Annotated in this window: 16 protein-coding genes, 2 tRNA genes and 1 riboswitch; of the genes, 7 read left to right on the top strand and 11 right to left on the bottom strand. The window is 56.8% G+C overall.

Features of this window, described 5'->3' with window-relative positions:
* Nucleotides 1-105: 105 nt before the first annotated feature.
* Both MTP42_RS04670 and MTP42_RS04665 read right to left on the bottom strand, forming a co-directional pair.
* Nucleotides 106-306, bottom strand: coding sequence for a PTS ascorbate transporter subunit IIC (locus MTP42_RS04670; RefSeq protein ID WP_005932170.1), 201 nt, complete (start codon nt 304-306; stop codon nt 106-108).
* Nucleotides 306-1,301 carry an SPFH domain-containing protein gene (locus tag MTP42_RS04665; protein ID WP_249258070.1) on the bottom strand — a complete coding sequence of 332 codons (996 nt, stop codon included), beginning with the start codon at nt 1,299-1,301 and terminating at the stop codon, nt 306-308. Before MTP42_RS04665 ends, MTP42_RS04670 begins: the two co-directional genes overlap by 1 nt.
* 144 nt (nt 1,302-1,445) lie before the next feature.
* On the opposite strand from MTP42_RS04665, the gene MTP42_RS04660 reads away from it, so the two are divergent.
* Together MTP42_RS04660 and MTP42_RS04655 are read left to right on the top strand one after the other, a co-directional pair.
* On the top strand, nt 1,446-1,706 hold the full coding sequence (locus MTP42_RS04660) for a type II toxin-antitoxin system Phd/YefM family antitoxin (protein ID WP_249258069.1): 261 nt from the start codon (nt 1,446-1,448) through the stop codon (nt 1,704-1,706).
* A complete protein-coding gene (locus MTP42_RS04655) occupies nt 1,696-2,007 on the top strand; it encodes a type II toxin-antitoxin system RelE/ParE family toxin (RefSeq protein ID WP_117535057.1) in 312 nt (103 codons plus the stop codon). The genes MTP42_RS04660 and MTP42_RS04655 overlap by 11 nt, the downstream gene beginning before the upstream one ends.
* Nucleotides 2,008-2,059: 52 nt before the next feature.
* Here MTP42_RS04655 and MTP42_RS04650 read toward each other — a convergent pair whose 3' ends face one another.
* The 7 genes from MTP42_RS04650 to MTP42_RS04620 form a co-directional block, all read right to left on the bottom strand.
* Nucleotides 2,060-3,562 (bottom strand): Ig-like domain-containing protein, encoded by a 1,503-nt coding sequence (locus tag MTP42_RS04650; protein WP_097770590.1) that lies wholly within the window; start codon nt 3,560-3,562, stop codon nt 2,060-2,062.
* Between the two features lie 36 nt (nt 3,563-3,598).
* Nucleotides 3,599-4,711, bottom strand: a complete 1,113-nt coding sequence (locus MTP42_RS04645) for an HlyD family secretion protein (RefSeq protein ID WP_156059975.1) — start codon at nt 4,709-4,711, stop codon at nt 3,599-3,601.
* Nucleotide 4,712: 1 nt separating this feature from the next.
* Nucleotides 4,713-5,168 (bottom strand): hypothetical protein, encoded by a 456-nt coding sequence (locus MTP42_RS04640; protein ID WP_035393983.1) that lies wholly within the window; start codon nt 5,166-5,168, stop codon nt 4,713-4,715.
* Between the two features lie 248 nt (nt 5,169-5,416).
* Nucleotides 5,417-5,809 carry an endonuclease domain-containing protein gene (locus MTP42_RS04635; RefSeq protein WP_005932154.1) on the bottom strand — a complete coding sequence of 131 codons (393 nt, stop codon included), beginning with the start codon at nt 5,807-5,809 and terminating at the stop codon, nt 5,417-5,419.
* A 320-nt stretch (nt 5,810-6,129) separates the two neighbouring features.
* Entirely contained in the window at nt 6,130-6,537 is a 408-nt protein-coding gene (locus tag MTP42_RS04630; RefSeq protein ID WP_249258068.1) for a microbial anti-inflammatory protein, read from the bottom strand.
* A 110-nt stretch (nt 6,538-6,647) separates the two neighbouring features.
* The gene (locus tag MTP42_RS04625; protein ID WP_249258067.1) at nt 6,648-9,005 is read right to left on the bottom strand and encodes a peptidase domain-containing ABC transporter; all 2,358 of its coding nucleotides are present in this window, start codon (nt 9,003-9,005) and stop codon (nt 6,648-6,650) included.
* Nucleotides 9,006-9,477: 472 nt separating this feature from the next.
* Nucleotides 9,478-9,554: transfer RNA gene (locus MTP42_RS04620), tRNA-Asn, on the bottom strand.
* Between the two features lie 527 nt (nt 9,555-10,081).
* Between MTP42_RS04620 and MTP42_RS04615 the strand changes: the two genes are divergently transcribed.
* The 3 genes from MTP42_RS04615 to sigG all read left to right on the top strand — a co-directional run bounded on the left by MTP42_RS04615 (nt 10,082) and on the right by sigG (nt 12,813).
* Nucleotides 10,082-10,948, top strand: coding sequence for a sigma-E processing peptidase SpoIIGA (locus tag MTP42_RS04615; RefSeq protein ID WP_249258066.1), 867 nt, complete (start codon nt 10,082-10,084; stop codon nt 10,946-10,948).
* A 330-nt stretch (nt 10,949-11,278) separates the two neighbouring features.
* Nucleotides 11,279-11,971, top strand: coding sequence for a sigma-70 family RNA polymerase sigma factor (locus MTP42_RS04610; RefSeq protein WP_187115630.1), 693 nt, complete (start codon nt 11,279-11,281; stop codon nt 11,969-11,971).
* A 77-nt stretch (nt 11,972-12,048) separates the two neighbouring features.
* Nucleotides 12,049-12,813: an RNA polymerase sporulation sigma factor SigG gene (sigG, locus tag MTP42_RS04605; RefSeq protein ID WP_097770583.1), complete on the top strand. Its 765-nt coding sequence runs from the start codon at nt 12,049-12,051 to the stop codon at nt 12,811-12,813.
* Between the two features lie 36 nt (nt 12,814-12,849).
* Here sigG and MTP42_RS04600 read toward each other — a convergent pair whose 3' ends face one another.
* On the bottom strand, nt 12,850-13,095 hold the full coding sequence (locus MTP42_RS04600; RefSeq protein WP_005932131.1) for a sporulation transcriptional regulator SpoIIID: 246 nt from the start codon (nt 13,093-13,095) through the stop codon (nt 12,850-12,852).
* Between the two features lie 110 nt (nt 13,096-13,205).
* Nucleotides 13,206-13,308: riboswitch (TPP riboswitch) on the top strand.
* An 88-nt stretch (nt 13,309-13,396) separates the two neighbouring features.
* On the opposite strand from MTP42_RS04600, the gene thiT reads away from it, so the two are divergent.
* Together thiT and MTP42_RS04590 are read left to right on the top strand one after the other, a co-directional pair.
* Nucleotides 13,397-13,969, top strand: coding sequence for an energy-coupled thiamine transporter ThiT (gene thiT / locus MTP42_RS04595; RefSeq protein ID WP_005932129.1), 573 nt, complete (start codon nt 13,397-13,399; stop codon nt 13,967-13,969).
* 265 nt (nt 13,970-14,234) lie between these two features.
* Nucleotides 14,235-14,310 (top strand) — tRNA-Ala (locus tag MTP42_RS04590).
* Nucleotides 14,311-14,647: 337 nt separating this feature from the next.
* Here MTP42_RS04590 and MTP42_RS04585 read toward each other — a convergent pair.
* Nucleotides 14,648-16,171, bottom strand: coding sequence for a recombinase family protein (locus MTP42_RS04585; RefSeq protein WP_249258065.1), 1,524 nt, complete (start codon nt 16,169-16,171; stop codon nt 14,648-14,650).
* Nucleotides 16,172-16,174: the final 3 nt, after the last annotated feature.

Genomic DNA, 16,174 nt, shown 5'->3' with positions numbered 1-16,174 from the left:
CTCCCGAAGGGCGAGGCTATGCTGCCTTTATCCCAGGCCAGCGATAGGCTCCCCCTTCGGGGGAGCTGGCAAAGCCAACAGGCTTTGACTGAGAGGGTCGTTCTTTTACTTGATATCCAGTTCGGGCGGCACGTCGATCTGGTCAGAGACGTACTTGCCGTTCTTTTTGCGCTGACGCACACACTCGGTGAGCAGATACTCGATCTGCCCGTTCACCGAGCGGAAGTCATCCTCAGCCCACGCGGCAAGGGCATCGTAGAGCTTCGCATTCAGGCGCAGGGGGATCTGCTTTTTCGGCTCTGCCATCAGTACAGGCTGCCGCTGTTCACAATGGGCTGCGCGTCACGGTTGCCGCAGAGCACCACCAGCAGGTTGGAGACCATTGCCGCTTTGCGCTCATCGTCCAGTTCCACCACTTTGTTCTCACTCAGGCGATCCAGCGCCATCTCCACCATACCCACGGCACCGTCCACGATCATCTTACGGGCATCAATGATGGCGCTTGCCTGCTGACGCTGCAGCATGACCGCCGCGATTTCGGGGGCGTAGGCCAGATAAGTGATGCGGGCTTCGATGATCTCGATCCCGGCGGCGGTGACGTTCTTCTGGATCTCACCCTGGATGCGCTTTGCCACCACTTCCGAGGAGCCGCGCAGGCTGCCCTCGTCGGCCACACCGTCGCCGGTGGTGTCCACGTTGGGAGCCACATCGTAGGGGTAGATGCGCACCACGTTGCGCAGGGCACTGTCACACTGCAGGGACAGGTACTCTTTGTAGTTGTCTACATTGAACACGGCCTTGGCGGTGTCGGTCACCCGCCAGATCACCGCAATGCCGATCTCCACCGGGTTGCCCAGGCAATCGTTGATCTTCTGGCGGGAGTTGTTCAGGGTCATCACCTTCAGGGAGATCTTCTTGCCGTCCTTCTCACGGTCAGCCTGCACCACAGGGCGCTGCTGAACATCACCGCTCTGGCTCAGGACCGTGCCCGCAGCCGGGTTGACCGCCGTGCAGAAGGGATTGACCCAGTAAAAGCCCTCCCCCTTCAGGGTGCCGATGTAATCACCGAACAGGGTCAGCACCAGCGCTTCCTCGGGCTTGAGGACTTTCAGGCCCGCGAACAGGAAAATACCGATGATGGCATAGATGGCAGCGATCGCCAGCGGGATAAACCCCAGGAAGGTAGTATACAGCATTACAAAACCGATGCCGCCCACCACAACCGCAGCCACATAACCCAGCAGGGTCAGCAGAAGCATGGTCATGCCGTTCTTCTTGGTCTGTAAGATCTTCTCTTCCATAAAATGTCCCTCCTTTACAGGGTTCGGAAGTTTCTTTCTGATATCAAAATCATATCACATTGTATTTTAATTGTCAAGTACAAACTGCTCTTGCAGGTGTGGTATTATTATGGTATAATAAAGCCACAGAGAGGAGCTGATATCATGCCGCGTATTATTCCGATCCGCGACCTCAAAAACACTGCCGCTGTCTCCCAGATGTGCAGTGAATCCAAAGAACCTGTCTATATCACCAAAAATGGCTATGGCGATATGGTCATTATGAGCATGGAAGCCTATGAAGAAAAGATGCAGCTTCTGGACGCATACGCCAAGCTGGATGCTGCCGAACAGCAGGTGGAAGCCGGACAGACACAGGATGCCCGCAGCGCCTTGCAGGAATTGAGAGCCCGTTATGGCATATAAGTTGGTTGAAACAGCCCTTGCACAGGCAGACCTGGATGCGATCCTGTCCTACCTTGCCTTATCGCTGGAAAATCCCGCCGCTGCCACAGCCTTTGCCAATGAAGTTGAAAAGTGCTACGCGGCATTGGAACAGCTGCCCTATCTTTACGAGCAGTGCCGCGACCCTCGGCTTTCTTCCAAGGGCTACCGTAAAGCTGTCATCAAGCATTATCTGCTGATCTACCGCGTGGATGAAGCACAAAAGACTGTTTACCTGCTTCGATTCTTCTATGGCCGTCAGAATTACGAAACATTGTTATAACACAAAACCTCCCACTCGAATGAGCGGGAGGTTTTATTACGTACAGTTATAATTACCAGAACCAATACCGTTTCTTGACGGCGATATACACGATCAGGCAGACCACGGTCAGCGCACCGGCGGCGATGAAGAAGGTCCAGTTGATATTGGTGAAGCGCAGATTCTGGTTGGTCAGCAGGTAGCTGCCAGCCGTATCGGCGGTGATGGTGCCATCCTTGTAGCTGTTCAGAAACTGCCACTTTTCGCTGGCAGTGTTGTGCAGATACAGGCGGCTGTAAGCGGCGTTCTCACCGGTCAGGGTGATCTGCACCACGCAGGGCAGCGCACCGCTTTCGCCCAGCTGGAAGCTCAGGCCGTTTTCATCGGGGGCAAAGGTCAGGGCAGTGCTGAACCCGCCCTGGGTGCTCTTGATGCTGGTGCCATCGATCCGCAGGGTATAATCCTCGCCCAGCACGATCAGGCTGCGGCCCGTGGTGCGCAGGGCACTCAGGATCTCGCCGGTGATGGCAGGCACGTCGCTCTGATAGAGGGACACTTCCTCCCCTGCGGCGTTCTGGATGGCGGCAACGGTGGCATCGGTGGTGACGTTGTCCTCGGTGCCCTCACCGCTGGTGTCGCTGCTACTGCCGGAGGTGGATGCGGTGCGGTTGACGATGACCGTGACCGAGGTGGAGGCGGTGCCGTTGGAGACCACCACGGAGGTGGCACCCGTGGCAACGCCGGTGATGACACCGGAACCGCTGACGGTGGCAATGCTCTTGTCCTGGCTCTTGAAGGTCAGGCTCTGGCTGGCAGAGGCCGGCGACACCTTGCCGGTGATGGTCTTGGAGGAGCCCGGCTTGAGCACCACATAGTTGGTGTTCAGGGAGATGGACTGGCTGGAGACGGTGCTGGTGTTGGCCGCAACCACCGTAATGGTGGCCGTGCAGCTCACGTTGCCGTCCGTGGCGGTGATGGTGGCCTTGCCGGGGGCAACGCCGGTCACCTTGCCAAAGTTGTTGACGGTGGCCACCTTCTCATTGGAAGAGCTCAGGCTGACGTTGATATAGTTGGCCGCCGAGGTGGGCAGCACTGCCAGCGAAAGGCTGGTGGTCTCGCCCACGGCAATGGTGCTGGATGCAAGGGTGATATCCATTTCGGTGGCGATCATGCTGGCATCCGGCTGGGGGGTGATGGTATAGGTGCAGCTCACCCCGCCGCAGGTGGCGGTGATGTTGGCCGTGCCCAGGCCCACAGCCTGCGCCACGCCCTCACTGTCCACCGAGACAACATTGGGGTTATCAGAGACATAGGTCACGCCGTTCTTGCTGGCGGCATTGGCGGGGGTGGTCACCGGGGAGAGCTGCTGGGCTGTGCCCGCCAGCGGGGCGGCATCGTAGCTGCCGGTCTCGATGCTCTCGGCGGTAACTTTATCCCAGGGAAAGCTCACCTTGGGCAGCGTGAGGGCCAGCGGCGTGGTAACAGGGCCGGCAGCCGACGCAGGCAGGGCGGCGGCACAGGCCAGCACACCCAGCAGAGCCGCGCTGGCGGCCAGCTGTTTCGGGTTCAGTTTCATTCTTTCGTACCTCTTGGGCGTGGAATCGGCGGGCGCTTAGCGGAACAGCACGCCCAGGGCCTCCATCACATAGTCAAAGTAAGTCAGTTCATCGTACTCCACACGGGCGGTGACGCTCATGCCGTTGGAAAGATCCACCTTGTCGCCGCTGGTGCTCACGACATAGGTGTTATCCGGCTTGATGGTCATCTTGTAGTAGGACCCGTTGGTGCTGGAGGTCACGTCACTGTCGATGGAGGTAACAGTGCCGGTCAGGGTGCCGTAGGAATACTCCGACAGGCCGGTGATGGCGATCTTGCAGGGGTCGCCCACATTGATCAGCGGCCGGTCGTTGACGGTGACAGCCGCCACGATCTCAAGGTCGCTGTTCTCGCTGGCCACGGTGGCCAGAGCGGAGCCCGCACTGAGCACCATGCCCACCTTGTAGGGGGTGTCCATGTGGATGACACCGGAGGTGGGAGCGTAGATATAGTAATCGTTCGCGCCGGTGTTCAGGGCATCCAGCTGGGCCTCAATGTTGTCAATGTTGGCCTGCACGCTGGTCAGGTTGGCAGAAATGGACTGCAGGGTGGAGTAGTACAGGCTCTCCACCTCGCTCTGGTTCTGCTCCATCATGGTCTTGATCTGCTCGTCGGTGTAACCGGCGGCCTGATAGGGCGAAGCGTCGAACGCCTTCTGGCTGACCTGGCTCTTGTAGCTCTCGTACTGATAGTAATAGGGCTGATCGTCGATGTCGGTCTCGCTGAAGTAGTTCTTGTCGTCCTGAATGGACTTGAGCAGCTTTTCGTACTGGCTCTTCTGCTTTTTGTAGATGTCCAGCTGCTTCTGGTAGCTGTCCTGCTGGATGTCCAGATCAGTGCTCTTGATGTGGGCGATGAGGTCGCCCTCGGTGACATAGCTGCCCTCCGAGATGTTCAGCTCAGTGATGGAGCCGGAGTAGCTGGACATGATATAGGTCTTGTTGGCCGCCTGCACTGAGCCAGTGGACTGGCTGACGTAGGTGCGCTTGTTCTGGGTGCTCCAGATCACCAGAAACACCATGAGGAAAGCCACCAGAAGAATGAGCGCGTAGCCAAAGGCCGGCAGCTTCTTCTCCATCATAATGCGGCGGTCCTGCAGGTCGGAAAGATTCTGAATGCGAGTGGTCATATTACTTCGTCTCCATAAAAACGTCCATGACACCGTTTTCGCTGTCCTGATTGACGTAGATGCTGTAGGTGGTGCCGGTCAGCTCGATCTCGTGCTCGTAGGCATAGATGTTCAGCTTCTGGCTGGCAAGGCTGCTGTGGTCCATGGGGCCGGTGAAGTGGGCGTACAGGCAGCCCTTCACCCGCAGCACAGCGTCCTGCTCGTAGCCCGGCTCCAGGCGGGGGATGAGCTGGTTGACCTGCATCATAAAATAGATCTGCGGCTCCGGGTTGGGGCCGGAGGTAAACTTGACGCACTGGATCACAGGGCCAACCGGCATGGCGCTGTGGCTCTTGATAAAGTTCTGCATCTGGGTCAGGATCACGCCCAGGTTGCCCAGCTCGCTGGCATCAATCTTGCGTGCCAGAACGTTGGTCAGCTTCAGGGTCTTGTTTTCTGCAACTTGGATCTCTCTCATAATAATGTCCACCTGTTTCTTTTTTGTTTGCAATAAGCAATTGTCTGGGGGAAAAATGGCAATTCAGGAATACGGCATCTGAAGATCAAACCTCTCCGTCATCATCGCTTCGCTTGATGCCACCTCCCCTAATAGGGGAGGCCTTGGCAGAAGATTCATTTTTCGCAAAAATCGCCTGCGGCTCCAAAGGCATCTTCTGCCGCAAGGCAAAACATCAGCAAAGCCGACCACAGTACAAGCCGGAAGGTTCAACCCTCCTTGCCCCGCTCCAATTCCTCTAACCGTTTCACAACAGCTTCGTGAATTTGCTCACACACCATTTCAAAATGTGCACTCACATCCTGATTTCGGAAACGCAGCACCTGCACACCGTACTGTTCAAACACAGCACTGCGTTCCATATCATATTGCATTCCCTGTTCAGTATAATGCTGTGAGCCGTCAAGTTCAATAACCAATCTTGCCAAAGGGCAATAAAAATCCGCCACAAATGTACGAATTGGCCTTTGTTTGTACATTTTTACTGGATATGTGCGCAAAAACGAATACCACAGCTTTTTCTCCATGGGTGTCATTTTATGACGCAGTTCCTGCACACGTTCACGCATCCGCGGGTCATAGGGCAGGTTGGTGATGGACATAAGCGACACCTCATTTTGCCTTGCGCCAGCAGGGCAGGCAGTAGCGAAGCGCTCACTCTCGAAAACGCAGCGTTATGCCAAGGGCTCCCCTACTAGGGGAGCTGCCGAGCGATAGCGACGGCTGAGAGGTTTGACCCCCGCAGGCCGGATTTTTCCCACACACAATTGCCTACCGCAACGCGATAAGCAACATAAAAATAAGGTGTGCCAGGAGGCACACGCCTCCTGGCACACCATAACGAGGCATTGTTGTCTGCCCCGCGCTAACAAGTAGGGCGGTGCAGTTTCCTCAACGCTTCATAATTTCAGATCACGTCTAATTAGACAGTGAACTTAACCTCAGTCTCCTTGACGCTGTTCTTGGTGGGAGCCACGCCCAGGTTGTAGACAGCAGCAGCAATGCCCAGAGCGTTCATAGCATAGTCACCAAAGTTGTTCTTCTCGATCGGGTCGCCCTTAACATTGGTGCCGAACAGGTTCTTGCCGATGTTGCCGACTTCCTTCCAGGTGGTGTTGCCGCTGAACAGGACACCGATGGTGCGGTTAATGGTGGACTGCAGGAAGGTGTTGCCAACCAGAGTCACGATGTTGGTGTTGAAGGTCTTAACGTTGTCCAGAGTCCAGATAGGAGCGGTAACAGCGCCGATAGCGTCGATGAAGTTAGCGCCACCGTTGACGTAGGTCATTTCGTTCTCTGCGATAACAGAGTAGTTTGCAGGCATCATCATAATGAATTACTCCCTTCAAATGAATGAAAAAACTTATTTTAGCGATCTTTTTCCGGCTGCGCATCCATCCAAAGATCATTTATGTAACCGAGTGCGCACTCGGCTGCAACTTAGTAGGTCATTGCCTCGCCATCGTCATCATCTTCAACAACAGCCGCGGGGGCAACGGGTGCAGGCTCTTCCTTCTTGCGGCGGAAGATGCCCTGCTGCAGGTTCCAGAGCTCGTAATACTTGCCCTGCTTTGCCAGCAGCTCGTCATGGGTGCCGCGCTCCACGATCTGGCCGTGATCCATGACCAGGATCAGATCACAGTCTCGGATGGTGGAAAGGCGGTGTGCCACGATCAGCATCGAACGGTCAGCCAGCTGGTTATAGATCATATCAAAGATGGTATTCTCTGTACCAAAGTCCAAGCTGGAGGTCGATTCATCAAAGATGTAAAGGCTCGAATCCTTCAGGAACGCACGAGCCAGTGCAATGCGCTGCTTCTCACCACCGGACAGGCCGTTGCCGGCTTCCTCCAGATAGGTGTTGTACTGCAGCGGCAGCTTGCGGATGAACTCGTGTGCGTCGGCCTTCTTGGCCGCCTCCCGTACCTGATCGAGGGTAGCCTCGGGGCGGGAGATGCGGATATTCTCGAAGATCGTCTTGCTGAACAGCTCAACGTTCTGCGGGACATAGGAAATGCAACGGCGGACGGATGCATTGCTGTACTCGTCCAGATCAACGCCATTCACGCTGATGGTGCCGCTCTCCGGCTCGTAATACTTGAGCAGGAGCTTGGTGATGGTGGACTTGCCGGAACCCGAGGAACCAACCAGCGCCACCTTCTTGCCCTGCGGGATGGTGAAGGAGATGTGGTCCAGTGCCGGGGTGCGGTTGCCATACCGGAAGGTGACATCCTTGAACTCAATGTCGCCCTCCATGCTCTCCATCTCGGTGTACTCGCGGTCATCGTCCTGCTCGGATTCATAATCCATGATTTCCGTCAGGCGCTTCATGGAAATGGAAGCCTCCTGAATGGACATCTGCATACTAATGAGCTCGCTCACCGGAGAAGTAAAGTAGCCCGAAAGGGTGCTGAACGCCATGTAGCCGCCCAGCGTCAGCTGGCCATTCAGCACCTGCGTGATGCCCACATAGGTGGTGACCATGTTCAACACGGTCATGATCACGCTGGAGATCAGGCTCTGGCCGGTGCTGATCTTGCTGGAACGCAGGCTGATCTTCAGGCTCTTGATGTATTCACGCTCAAGGGCTTCCAGCTCGCGATCCTCGCAGGCGTTGCACTTGATGGTCTCGATGCCGCGCAGGCTCTCGATCATCTGGCTGTTCAAAACGGCCGACTGCACCATCGTCTCTTCATTGATCCGCTTATAGGGTTGTTTGAAGATGATGACGAGCAGCAGGCTCAGAACGGTGGTAAACAGGGTAATGGAGAACAGCGAGGAGTTCATCCGGAACAGGACAAAGCCTGTACCCACGGCCATTACAATGTCCATGACCACGCTCATTGCAATGCTGGTCAGCACCGATTTGATGGTGCTTGCATCGGAATAGCGGGTGGTGATCTCGCCGGTCTTACGGGATGCAAAGAACTTCATCGGCAGTTTGTACACATGCTCGAAGTAGCCCAGCATCAACGGGATATCGATTTTAATGGAAAGAAAAATCAGGATCCACTGTCTCACAGTCGAGAGCAGCGTGCTGGTCAGGTTGACCACACTGAACACGACAATGAGTGATATGAGCAGACTTTTCAGCCCATAAGGCAGCACCTCGTCCATGATCGCCTTGTTAAAAACGGTGGACACGATGCCAATCAGTGTCAGGATCACTGAACTGAGAATAGCGTAAGCAAATAGCTTTTTCTGGGGAAGCAGCAGATCCATGTACCGCTTCAACATGTTGTTGCGGGCTGCCTTGGCTTCCTCTTTGCCCTCCACCTTATGCTTGCCGGTGCCGCCCTTGAACTCCGCTGTGGGATTCAGCAGCAGCAGCACGCCGGTGAAGTTTTTATAGAACTCATCCAGGCTGATCTTTTTCAGTTCATTTGCAGGGTCGCCGATGACGACGTAATCCTTGCATTTGTACTTTTTGCTTGCATCAGCCTTGCGTTCTTCTTCCTGCACCACATGCTTGCGGCGGGCATCGTCATCCTTGATGGTCGTCTTTTTGAAGATAACCACAAAGTGGGTCAGGCCCTGGTCGGTAATGACCTGCGCAATTGCAGGCAGTGTGAAATCGCTTAAAAAGTTTTCGCGGTCAACACGGACAGCCGCCGTGCTGAAGCCCAGCTCATTGGCTGCTTTCTGCAGGCCAACGAGGTTCGTGCCTTTCATGTCGGTTCCCATCATATCCCGCAGGCGGGTGATGGTGATTTCCTTTTTGTAATGGAGGCACACCATTGCGAGTGAAGCGGCCGCGCAGTCCGTAGAATCGTGCTGCCGCACATAGGTATAACGCATACGATGTTTCCTTTACAAGAGACCGACAACCAAAAGCAAACGATCTCTTTTTCAATGTACTGTGTCTATTTCAAAACTACGGCTTTTATTCTAGCACACCCGGTCTGTTTGCACAAGCCCCAGTTTGCTATTGTTTTGACCGTAGGTCTGACAAATGAAAAAGGTTTTCTTTTTGCACTCCGGTTTAACAGCGCATAGCCTTCTGCTTTGCCCTGCCCTGCGGAGAACCAGGGCAAAGCAGAAGTCCGCTGCTATCAAAAGAAGGGAGCGCCTACCCTTTGATCTGAGTCAATCACCACAGAACGTTTAAAAACTGTTCCAAGGTTTGGGTGTAGTATACCACAATCTGACAGCATCTTCAAGAGGACATTTTTTAAGAAATCATTAATTTTGAAGATTTTGTGAAAAAAGTCTCAGATTGGTTACAACACCCGGTTAAAAAACAAGCGGCGAAGTTGCCCTCGCCGCCTAATGGCGCCTCTTGCCTGACTCGAACAGGCGACACCCTGATTAACAGTCAGGTGCTCTAACCGACTGAGCTAAAGAGGCACATCTTTCAAAACGCAATTGCGCAGCGCACAATTGACTGCGAGACGTATTATAACTCTTCTCGCTCCCTTTTGCAAGCCTTTTTTGGAAATTTGTGAAAAAAGTTTTTCAAAAGGGCTCAACCCTCTCAGTCAAAGCCTTGCGGCTTTGCCAGCTCCCCCGAGGGGGGAGCCTACACATCTGCAAGGGCAGCAGCAGTGAAAGGGTAAGCTAAACCTCTCCGTCATCATCGCTAACGCTCGATGCCACCTCCCCTAGTAGGGGAGGCCTTGGCAGGAGATTCGTTTTTCGATTGATTCGCCTTCGGCTCCAAAACCATCATCTGCCGCAAGGGAAAGACTTTGCGCCAGCAGGGCAAACAGGAGCGAAGCGCCAGACCCCGAAAACGCGACGGTATGCCAAGGGCTCCCCTACTAGGGGAGCTGTCGCGGCAAAGCCCGCGACTGAGAGGTTATGCAAAAGCAAAGCCTCTCCTTCGCCCTCTTTCTCCCCCACCTTCTGCTACACTGATATCTACCAGAAAGAAGGTGCCCCCCATCAAGACTGTGATCTACCTCGATGTCCTGCTGCTGACAAATTTTGCGCTCACGCTGCTGTTCCTGCTGGCGGCGGGGCTGCTGGCAGGGGTGGAGTGCCGGGCCGGGCGGCTGCTGTTGGGCGGGGCGGCGGGGGCAGCTTCCTCGTTGGCCTTGCTGGCCCCGGAAGCGCCGGACGCTGCCGCGCTCTTATATAAAGTGTCAACCGCCGCCCTCACGGTGGCTGCCGCCTACGGCTGGCCCGGGGTCAGATGCTTCGCCCGGCTTGTGGGGTGGTTCTGCGCGGGAAATCTGCTGCTGGCGGGGGCACTGCTCCTGCCCGGGGCCCAGACCAACAACGGCTGCATCTACCTGCCCCTTTCGCCGGGGGCACTGCTGGCGGGCGCGGGCGGGGTGTTGCTGGCCGTGCAGGGGGTGCTCCGCTTTCTGGGCCGGGGCGGCGGGCAGGTATTCCCCGCCCGGCTCACCGTGGCAGACACAGCGCTGGATGTCCGGGCCTTCTGCGACACCGGCTTTTCGGTGCAGGAGCCGCTTTCGGGCAGGGCGGTGGTGCTGGTGCGGTTCGGTGCCGTGCGGGGCCGCCTGCCGCCCTCCCTGGGTACTTATCTGGAGCAGCACTTTGCCGGGGCCTCTCCCCTGCCCGTCTCGGCGCTTGGGGTGCGCCTTGTTCCCTGCACCACCGTGGCCGGGCACTGTATCCTGCCGGCCGTCCCGGCCAGCCTGTGCCGCACCGGCTCCCCCGCCGGGCAGGGCATGGCCGAGCACCTCTATGCCGCCTTCGCCGACCTCCCCCCGCCGCCTGATGGGTGGGAAGTGCTGGTGGGGAGCGAAACCGTCAGCAGCCTGGCGCATGGGTAGGCTGCACTTCCATACAACCTCTCCCTGTTTCCGCCACTGGCGGCGGTCGTCGTTGTCTGACAGAGGAAAGGCAGAGCTTACGGCTCAACCCCCCAGTCGCCTGCGGCGACAGCCCCCGCTAATAGGGGGGCCCTTGGCATGGCGCAAAGCCTATCCTCTTTGCCAAGGCCGCCCCTACTAGGGGCGGTGGCATCCCGTAGGGATGACGGTGGGGTTTGACCCCAGCTGCTGCTTACGGCTCAGCCCCCGCTAGTAAGGAGCCCTTGTCAAAACCAGAACCTCTCCTCTTCGCGAGAGGGCTTCACAAAGGAGGAACCGCCCTTGCATCATCTGCTTTCACTTCTTTGCCGTCTTTATTGCTTTCTGCTGGCCCCTTCCGCCGCCCACTACATCAACGGCGGGCCCAGCCTGCCGCCGCCGCTGACACCGGAGCAGGAAAAGGCCCTGCTGACCCGGATGATGGCGGGGGATGCCGCCGCACGCGATGACCTCATCACCCACAACCTGCGGCTGGTGGTCTACCTTGCCAAAAAGTACGAGAACAGCGGCGTGCCGCAGGAGGACATGATCTCCATTGGCACCATCGGGCTGATCAAAGCGGTGAACACCTTTACGCCCGCGCGGAACATCAAGCTGGCCACCTATGCCAGCCGGTGCATCGGCAACGAGATCCTGATGTACCTGCGCAAAAGCTCCAACCGGCGGCAGGAGGCCAGCATCGACGAGCCCCTGAACACCGACGGCGACGGCAACGAGCTGCTGCTCTCGGACGTGCTGGGCAGCGACGAAAACCTTGTGGGCCTGCAATTGGAGCAGGCCGCCGAGCGCGCCACCCTCCGGCGCTCCGTGGAGCAGCTGGCCCCCCGGGAGCGGCAGATCATGGAGCTGCGCTTCGGCCTTGTGGACGGCGTGGAGCACACCCAGAAGGAAGCCGCCGATGCCCTTGGCATCAGCCAAAGCTACATCTCCCGGCTGGAAAAGCGGATCATCCGTCAGCTGAAAGAGGTGCTGGAGCGGGAGTAGCTGCTAACAATTCCCATGTATCTTCCCTGCCCTCTTACCCCATACTTCCGGTATCAACGTAACCGGAGGTTCGGGGGATGTACAACAAAGTGGAATTATGCGGGGTAGACACGGCCCAGCTGCCGGTGCTTTCCGAAGCGGAAAAGCGGCAGCTGCTCACCCGGGCTCGGGCAGGCGATGCCGCCGCCCGGCAGGCCATGATCGAGGGCAACCTGCGGCTTGTCCTGAGCGTGGTGCAGCGGTTCGCACAGCGGGGGGAGAATCTGGACGACCTGTTTCAGGTGGGGTGCATCGGGCTCATCAAGGCCATCGACAACTTTGACCCGGCCCAGCCGGTGCGGTTCTCCACCTACGGCGTGCCCATGATCATCGGGGAGATCCGGCGCTTCCTGCGGGACAACAACGCCCTGCGGGTCAGCCGCAGCCTGCGTGATGCCGCCTACAAGGCCATGCAGGCCCGGGAGACGCTGGAAAAGCAGCTGGGCCGGGAGCCCACCGTGGACGAGGTGGCCCGGCAGGCAGGACTTTCCCGCCGGGAGGTGAACGCGGCGCTGGAATCAGTGGTGGAGCCCATCAGCCTGGAAGAGCCCCTTTACACCGATGGCGGCGATGCCATGTATGTCATCGATCAGGTGCGCGACCCGGACAGCGAGGACAGCTGGATCAGCGGGTTGGAGTTCCGGCAGACCGTGGCCGGGCTGACCCCGCGCGAAAAGCGGATCATGGAGCTGCGCTACCTCAAGGGCGAGACCCAGATGGAGGTGGCGCGGGAGATCGGCATCAGTCAGGCGCAGGTCTCCCGGCTGGAAAAGGCCGCGCTGGAGCAGTTCCGGCACAAATAAACAGGAGAGCGGCACAGGCCTCCCTGCACCGCTCTCCTACTTTTTGTATTTGCGTCTGGTCGCCGCCCCGCCCCGCAGATGGCGCTCGGCCTTGTTGCGGGCCAGTACGGCCTGCACCCGGGCAAACAGGGCAGCATCCACGGCCCGCAGGCGGGTGGAAACGTCCTTGTGCACCGTTGATTTGCTGCACCCGAACGCCCGGGCGGCTGCCCGCACCGTGGCACTGTGCTCTGCAATGTACTCTCCCAGCAGCGCCGCCCGCTGCTCCGGCTCCACGTTCATCCGGTCACGCCTCCCCTGTTTGCGGTCTCCCTAAAAAATATGAGCCATCGGCCGCCAATATGCCCGCCGGGGCTTGACATTTGGGCGCTGGCCGCTATACTGGGAGCTGGACATAAAAACAGGGGCGCTGAAAAGCTGAGATCCGCACCTGAGCGGAGTACCCTCGAACCTGATCCGGGTAATGCCGGCGTAGGTAGTTTGCGGAAAGGTCCACCCTCTTCACAAACGAAGCCCATGCGCCTGCCTTTTTGTGCGGGTGCATTTGTTTTTGTGTACTATTATCTGAGAAGAGGAATCTCCCATGTCAAAAACCTATTCCAAGACCCGCATTCTTGTGGAGTGCGCCCTGATGATCGCCATTGGCACCGTGCTGAGCAACATCAAGTTCTTCACCCTGCCCAACGGCGGCAGCGTTACCCTGCTGAGCATGCTGCCCTTTGTGCTGGTCTCCTTCCGCCACGGCGTGAAGTGGGGCCTGTTCACCGGCTTTGTCAACGGCTGCCTGCAGATGCTGCTGGGCTTCTGGGCACCCCCGACCCCGACCTTCCTGTATTTCCTGGGTGAAGTCCTGCTGGACTACCTGGTGGCCTTTATGGCGCTGGGCACTGCCGAGTTCTTTGCCCGTCCCTTCAAGAACCGGATGGTCGGCGTGGCCGTGGGCACCTTTATGGCAGGCTTCCTGCGTTTTATGTGCAGCTTCCTGTCCGGTGTGCTGGTCTGGGGCAACCTGAACGAAGGCCTGTCTGCCTGGACTTACAGCCTGGTGTACAACGGCAGCTACATGCTGCCCGAGACCCTGCTGACCATGGTGGCCGCCGTTCTGCTCTGCCGTGTGGCTCCGCAGATCTTTGACCGCCAGCACGCAAAGGCCTGACCCATCCTCGCTTTGTTCCGCGCCCTGCCCGGCTCCGTGCCCGGCAGGGCTTTTTTGTTTTTGCAAACTTTTTCAAATTGGGTGTTGACAACCGCCCGCCCGGCTGGTATAATAACTCACGTCGCAGGACACCAACCGAATATGTGGGGGATTAGCTCAGCTGGGAGCCCAAGCAGTGCGCTCACGCACCCCCACGACTGAACTTCATAAAACGTTTCTTGTTTGAGTATCTCTTTTCCAGAGGTTTCTACTTCTGGAAAATTATGGGGGATTAGCTCAGCTGGGAGAGCGCTTGCATGGCATGCAAGAGGTCAGCGGTTCGATCCCGCTATTCTCCACCAAAAAAGCACTGTACTTCGTAGGAAGTACGGTGTTTTTCTTTTTTGTTCCGGCAAAAAGATCAGGGGTGCACCGCTCGCCATGCAGGCGGGCCAGTGACACCCCCGATCTCAAACGAAACCGTTATTTGATTTAACGCTTGCAGTGTTTTCCGTGCCACGCCGCCAGCTCCATACCAAGGCCGGCCTGCGTATCTCTACGCTGACGGTCTTTTTATGGGCGCGGGTGGATTACGCAAGCCGCGCATCTAAAAAAGCCCCGCAGAGGCTTTTTCCCCCGCCGGACTGTTCGGCGGGTCGATGCTGTTCGAATCCACCCGCCTAGCCTCTGGGAAGGTTATTACAAAACAGAAACTCCAGTACCCGGTTCGGATACTGGAGTTCTTGGTGGAGCGAAGCAACCTAAATCCGAACCATTGCCCTCTGGGGCATCTTTGGCGGCGATTTCATCGAAAGTGATGGTTTTTGTGCCGTCTTTGTAGTTGAATGTAATCAAAACTTTTTCATCATAGAGATAAACGGCATTCACGAATGTATTGATAAGCGTTTCCCGGTGGCTTTTCACGTTCGGGTCGAGTTTGCGGAACCGGGTCAGCCAGAACCGAATTTGATTTTCGCTTAACCGTGGCCGAGCGATTTTTTCTTCGGCGATCCGAACCTCAAGTTCTTTCTGCTGGGCTTCCAGCTTTTCCAAACGCGATTTGGTGGAGTTGGTCAGCACACCAGCTTGAATGGCGTTCAGCATATTTTCAATGCCGTTCTCCACCTCACGCATCTGCTTTTCCAGCAATGGGAGCGTGGTGTTTTCCTGATCCTGCAACTCCATCACTTCCGCAACGATGGCATCAATCACGGCATCATCCTGAATCAGCTTCATGGTTTCAGCTACGACCAAATCTTCCAGCCATTCCTTACGGACGGTCTTTTTCTTGCAGGTCTTGAAACGCTTCGCGGTGGCGCACTTATAATAATGATGAACGACCTTGTTTCTACCCGTGCCGCACTCGCCGAACATCATCGCGCCGCACATTCCGCAGAACAGCTTGGTGGTGAGCAGATAATCATCCTCGGCTTTGTGGCGGGCAGGAGCGCGGCTGTTCTTTTTGATTTTCAGCTGCACTTCCTCAAACAAATCTTTATCCACGATGGCCGGGATGCTGTCGGGCATCACAATGTCCTTGAAGTGGTTTTCACCGATGTACCGTTTGTTCGTCAGCAGCTTCTGAACACTGTTGTAGGTGAACTTCTGGTTGCGGTTGGTGGTCACGCCACTGTCGTTCAGCCAGTTCATCAGTTCTTTCATGGTCGCGCCATCGTTATACCGCTGAAAGGCTTCTACCACAAAGGGAGCTTTCAGCGGGTCGACTTGAAAGAACTTCTCCTCGTCCACCTTGAAGCCAATGGGAATCGTGCCGCCGTTGTACTTCCCCTTCAGAACATTCTCGGTCATGCCGCGCACAACTTTTTCAGAAAGTTCTGCCGAGTAGTATTCAGCCATGCCAGTGAGCATACTCTTGACCATGATACCCGCAGGGCTGTCAGAGATAGGCTCCGTGGCAGATACCAGCTTGACATGATTTCGTTCCAACTGGTACTCATAGTGCGCTGAATCATAGCGGTTTCGGGCAAAACGGTCAAGCTTCCAGACCAGCACAATGTCAAACAACCGTTTCTCGCTGTCCTTGATCATCTGCTGGAAGTCCGGGCGGTTATCGGTTTTGGCGGAAAGGGCACGGTCAATATAGTGCTTGATGACCGTGATGCCGTTCTTTTCGGCATAGGCCGTACATTCACGAATCTGCCCCTCGATAGATTCTTCGCGCTGGTTATCGCTGGAATAGCGGGCGTAAATCACGGCGGTCATGCA

The organism is Faecalibacterium sp. I2-3-92, assembly GCF_023347315.1.
Lineage (GTDB): Bacteria > Bacillota > Clostridia > Oscillospirales > Ruminococcaceae > Faecalibacterium > Faecalibacterium duncaniae.
This window is presented reverse-complemented; position numbering and strand designations above follow the sequence as displayed.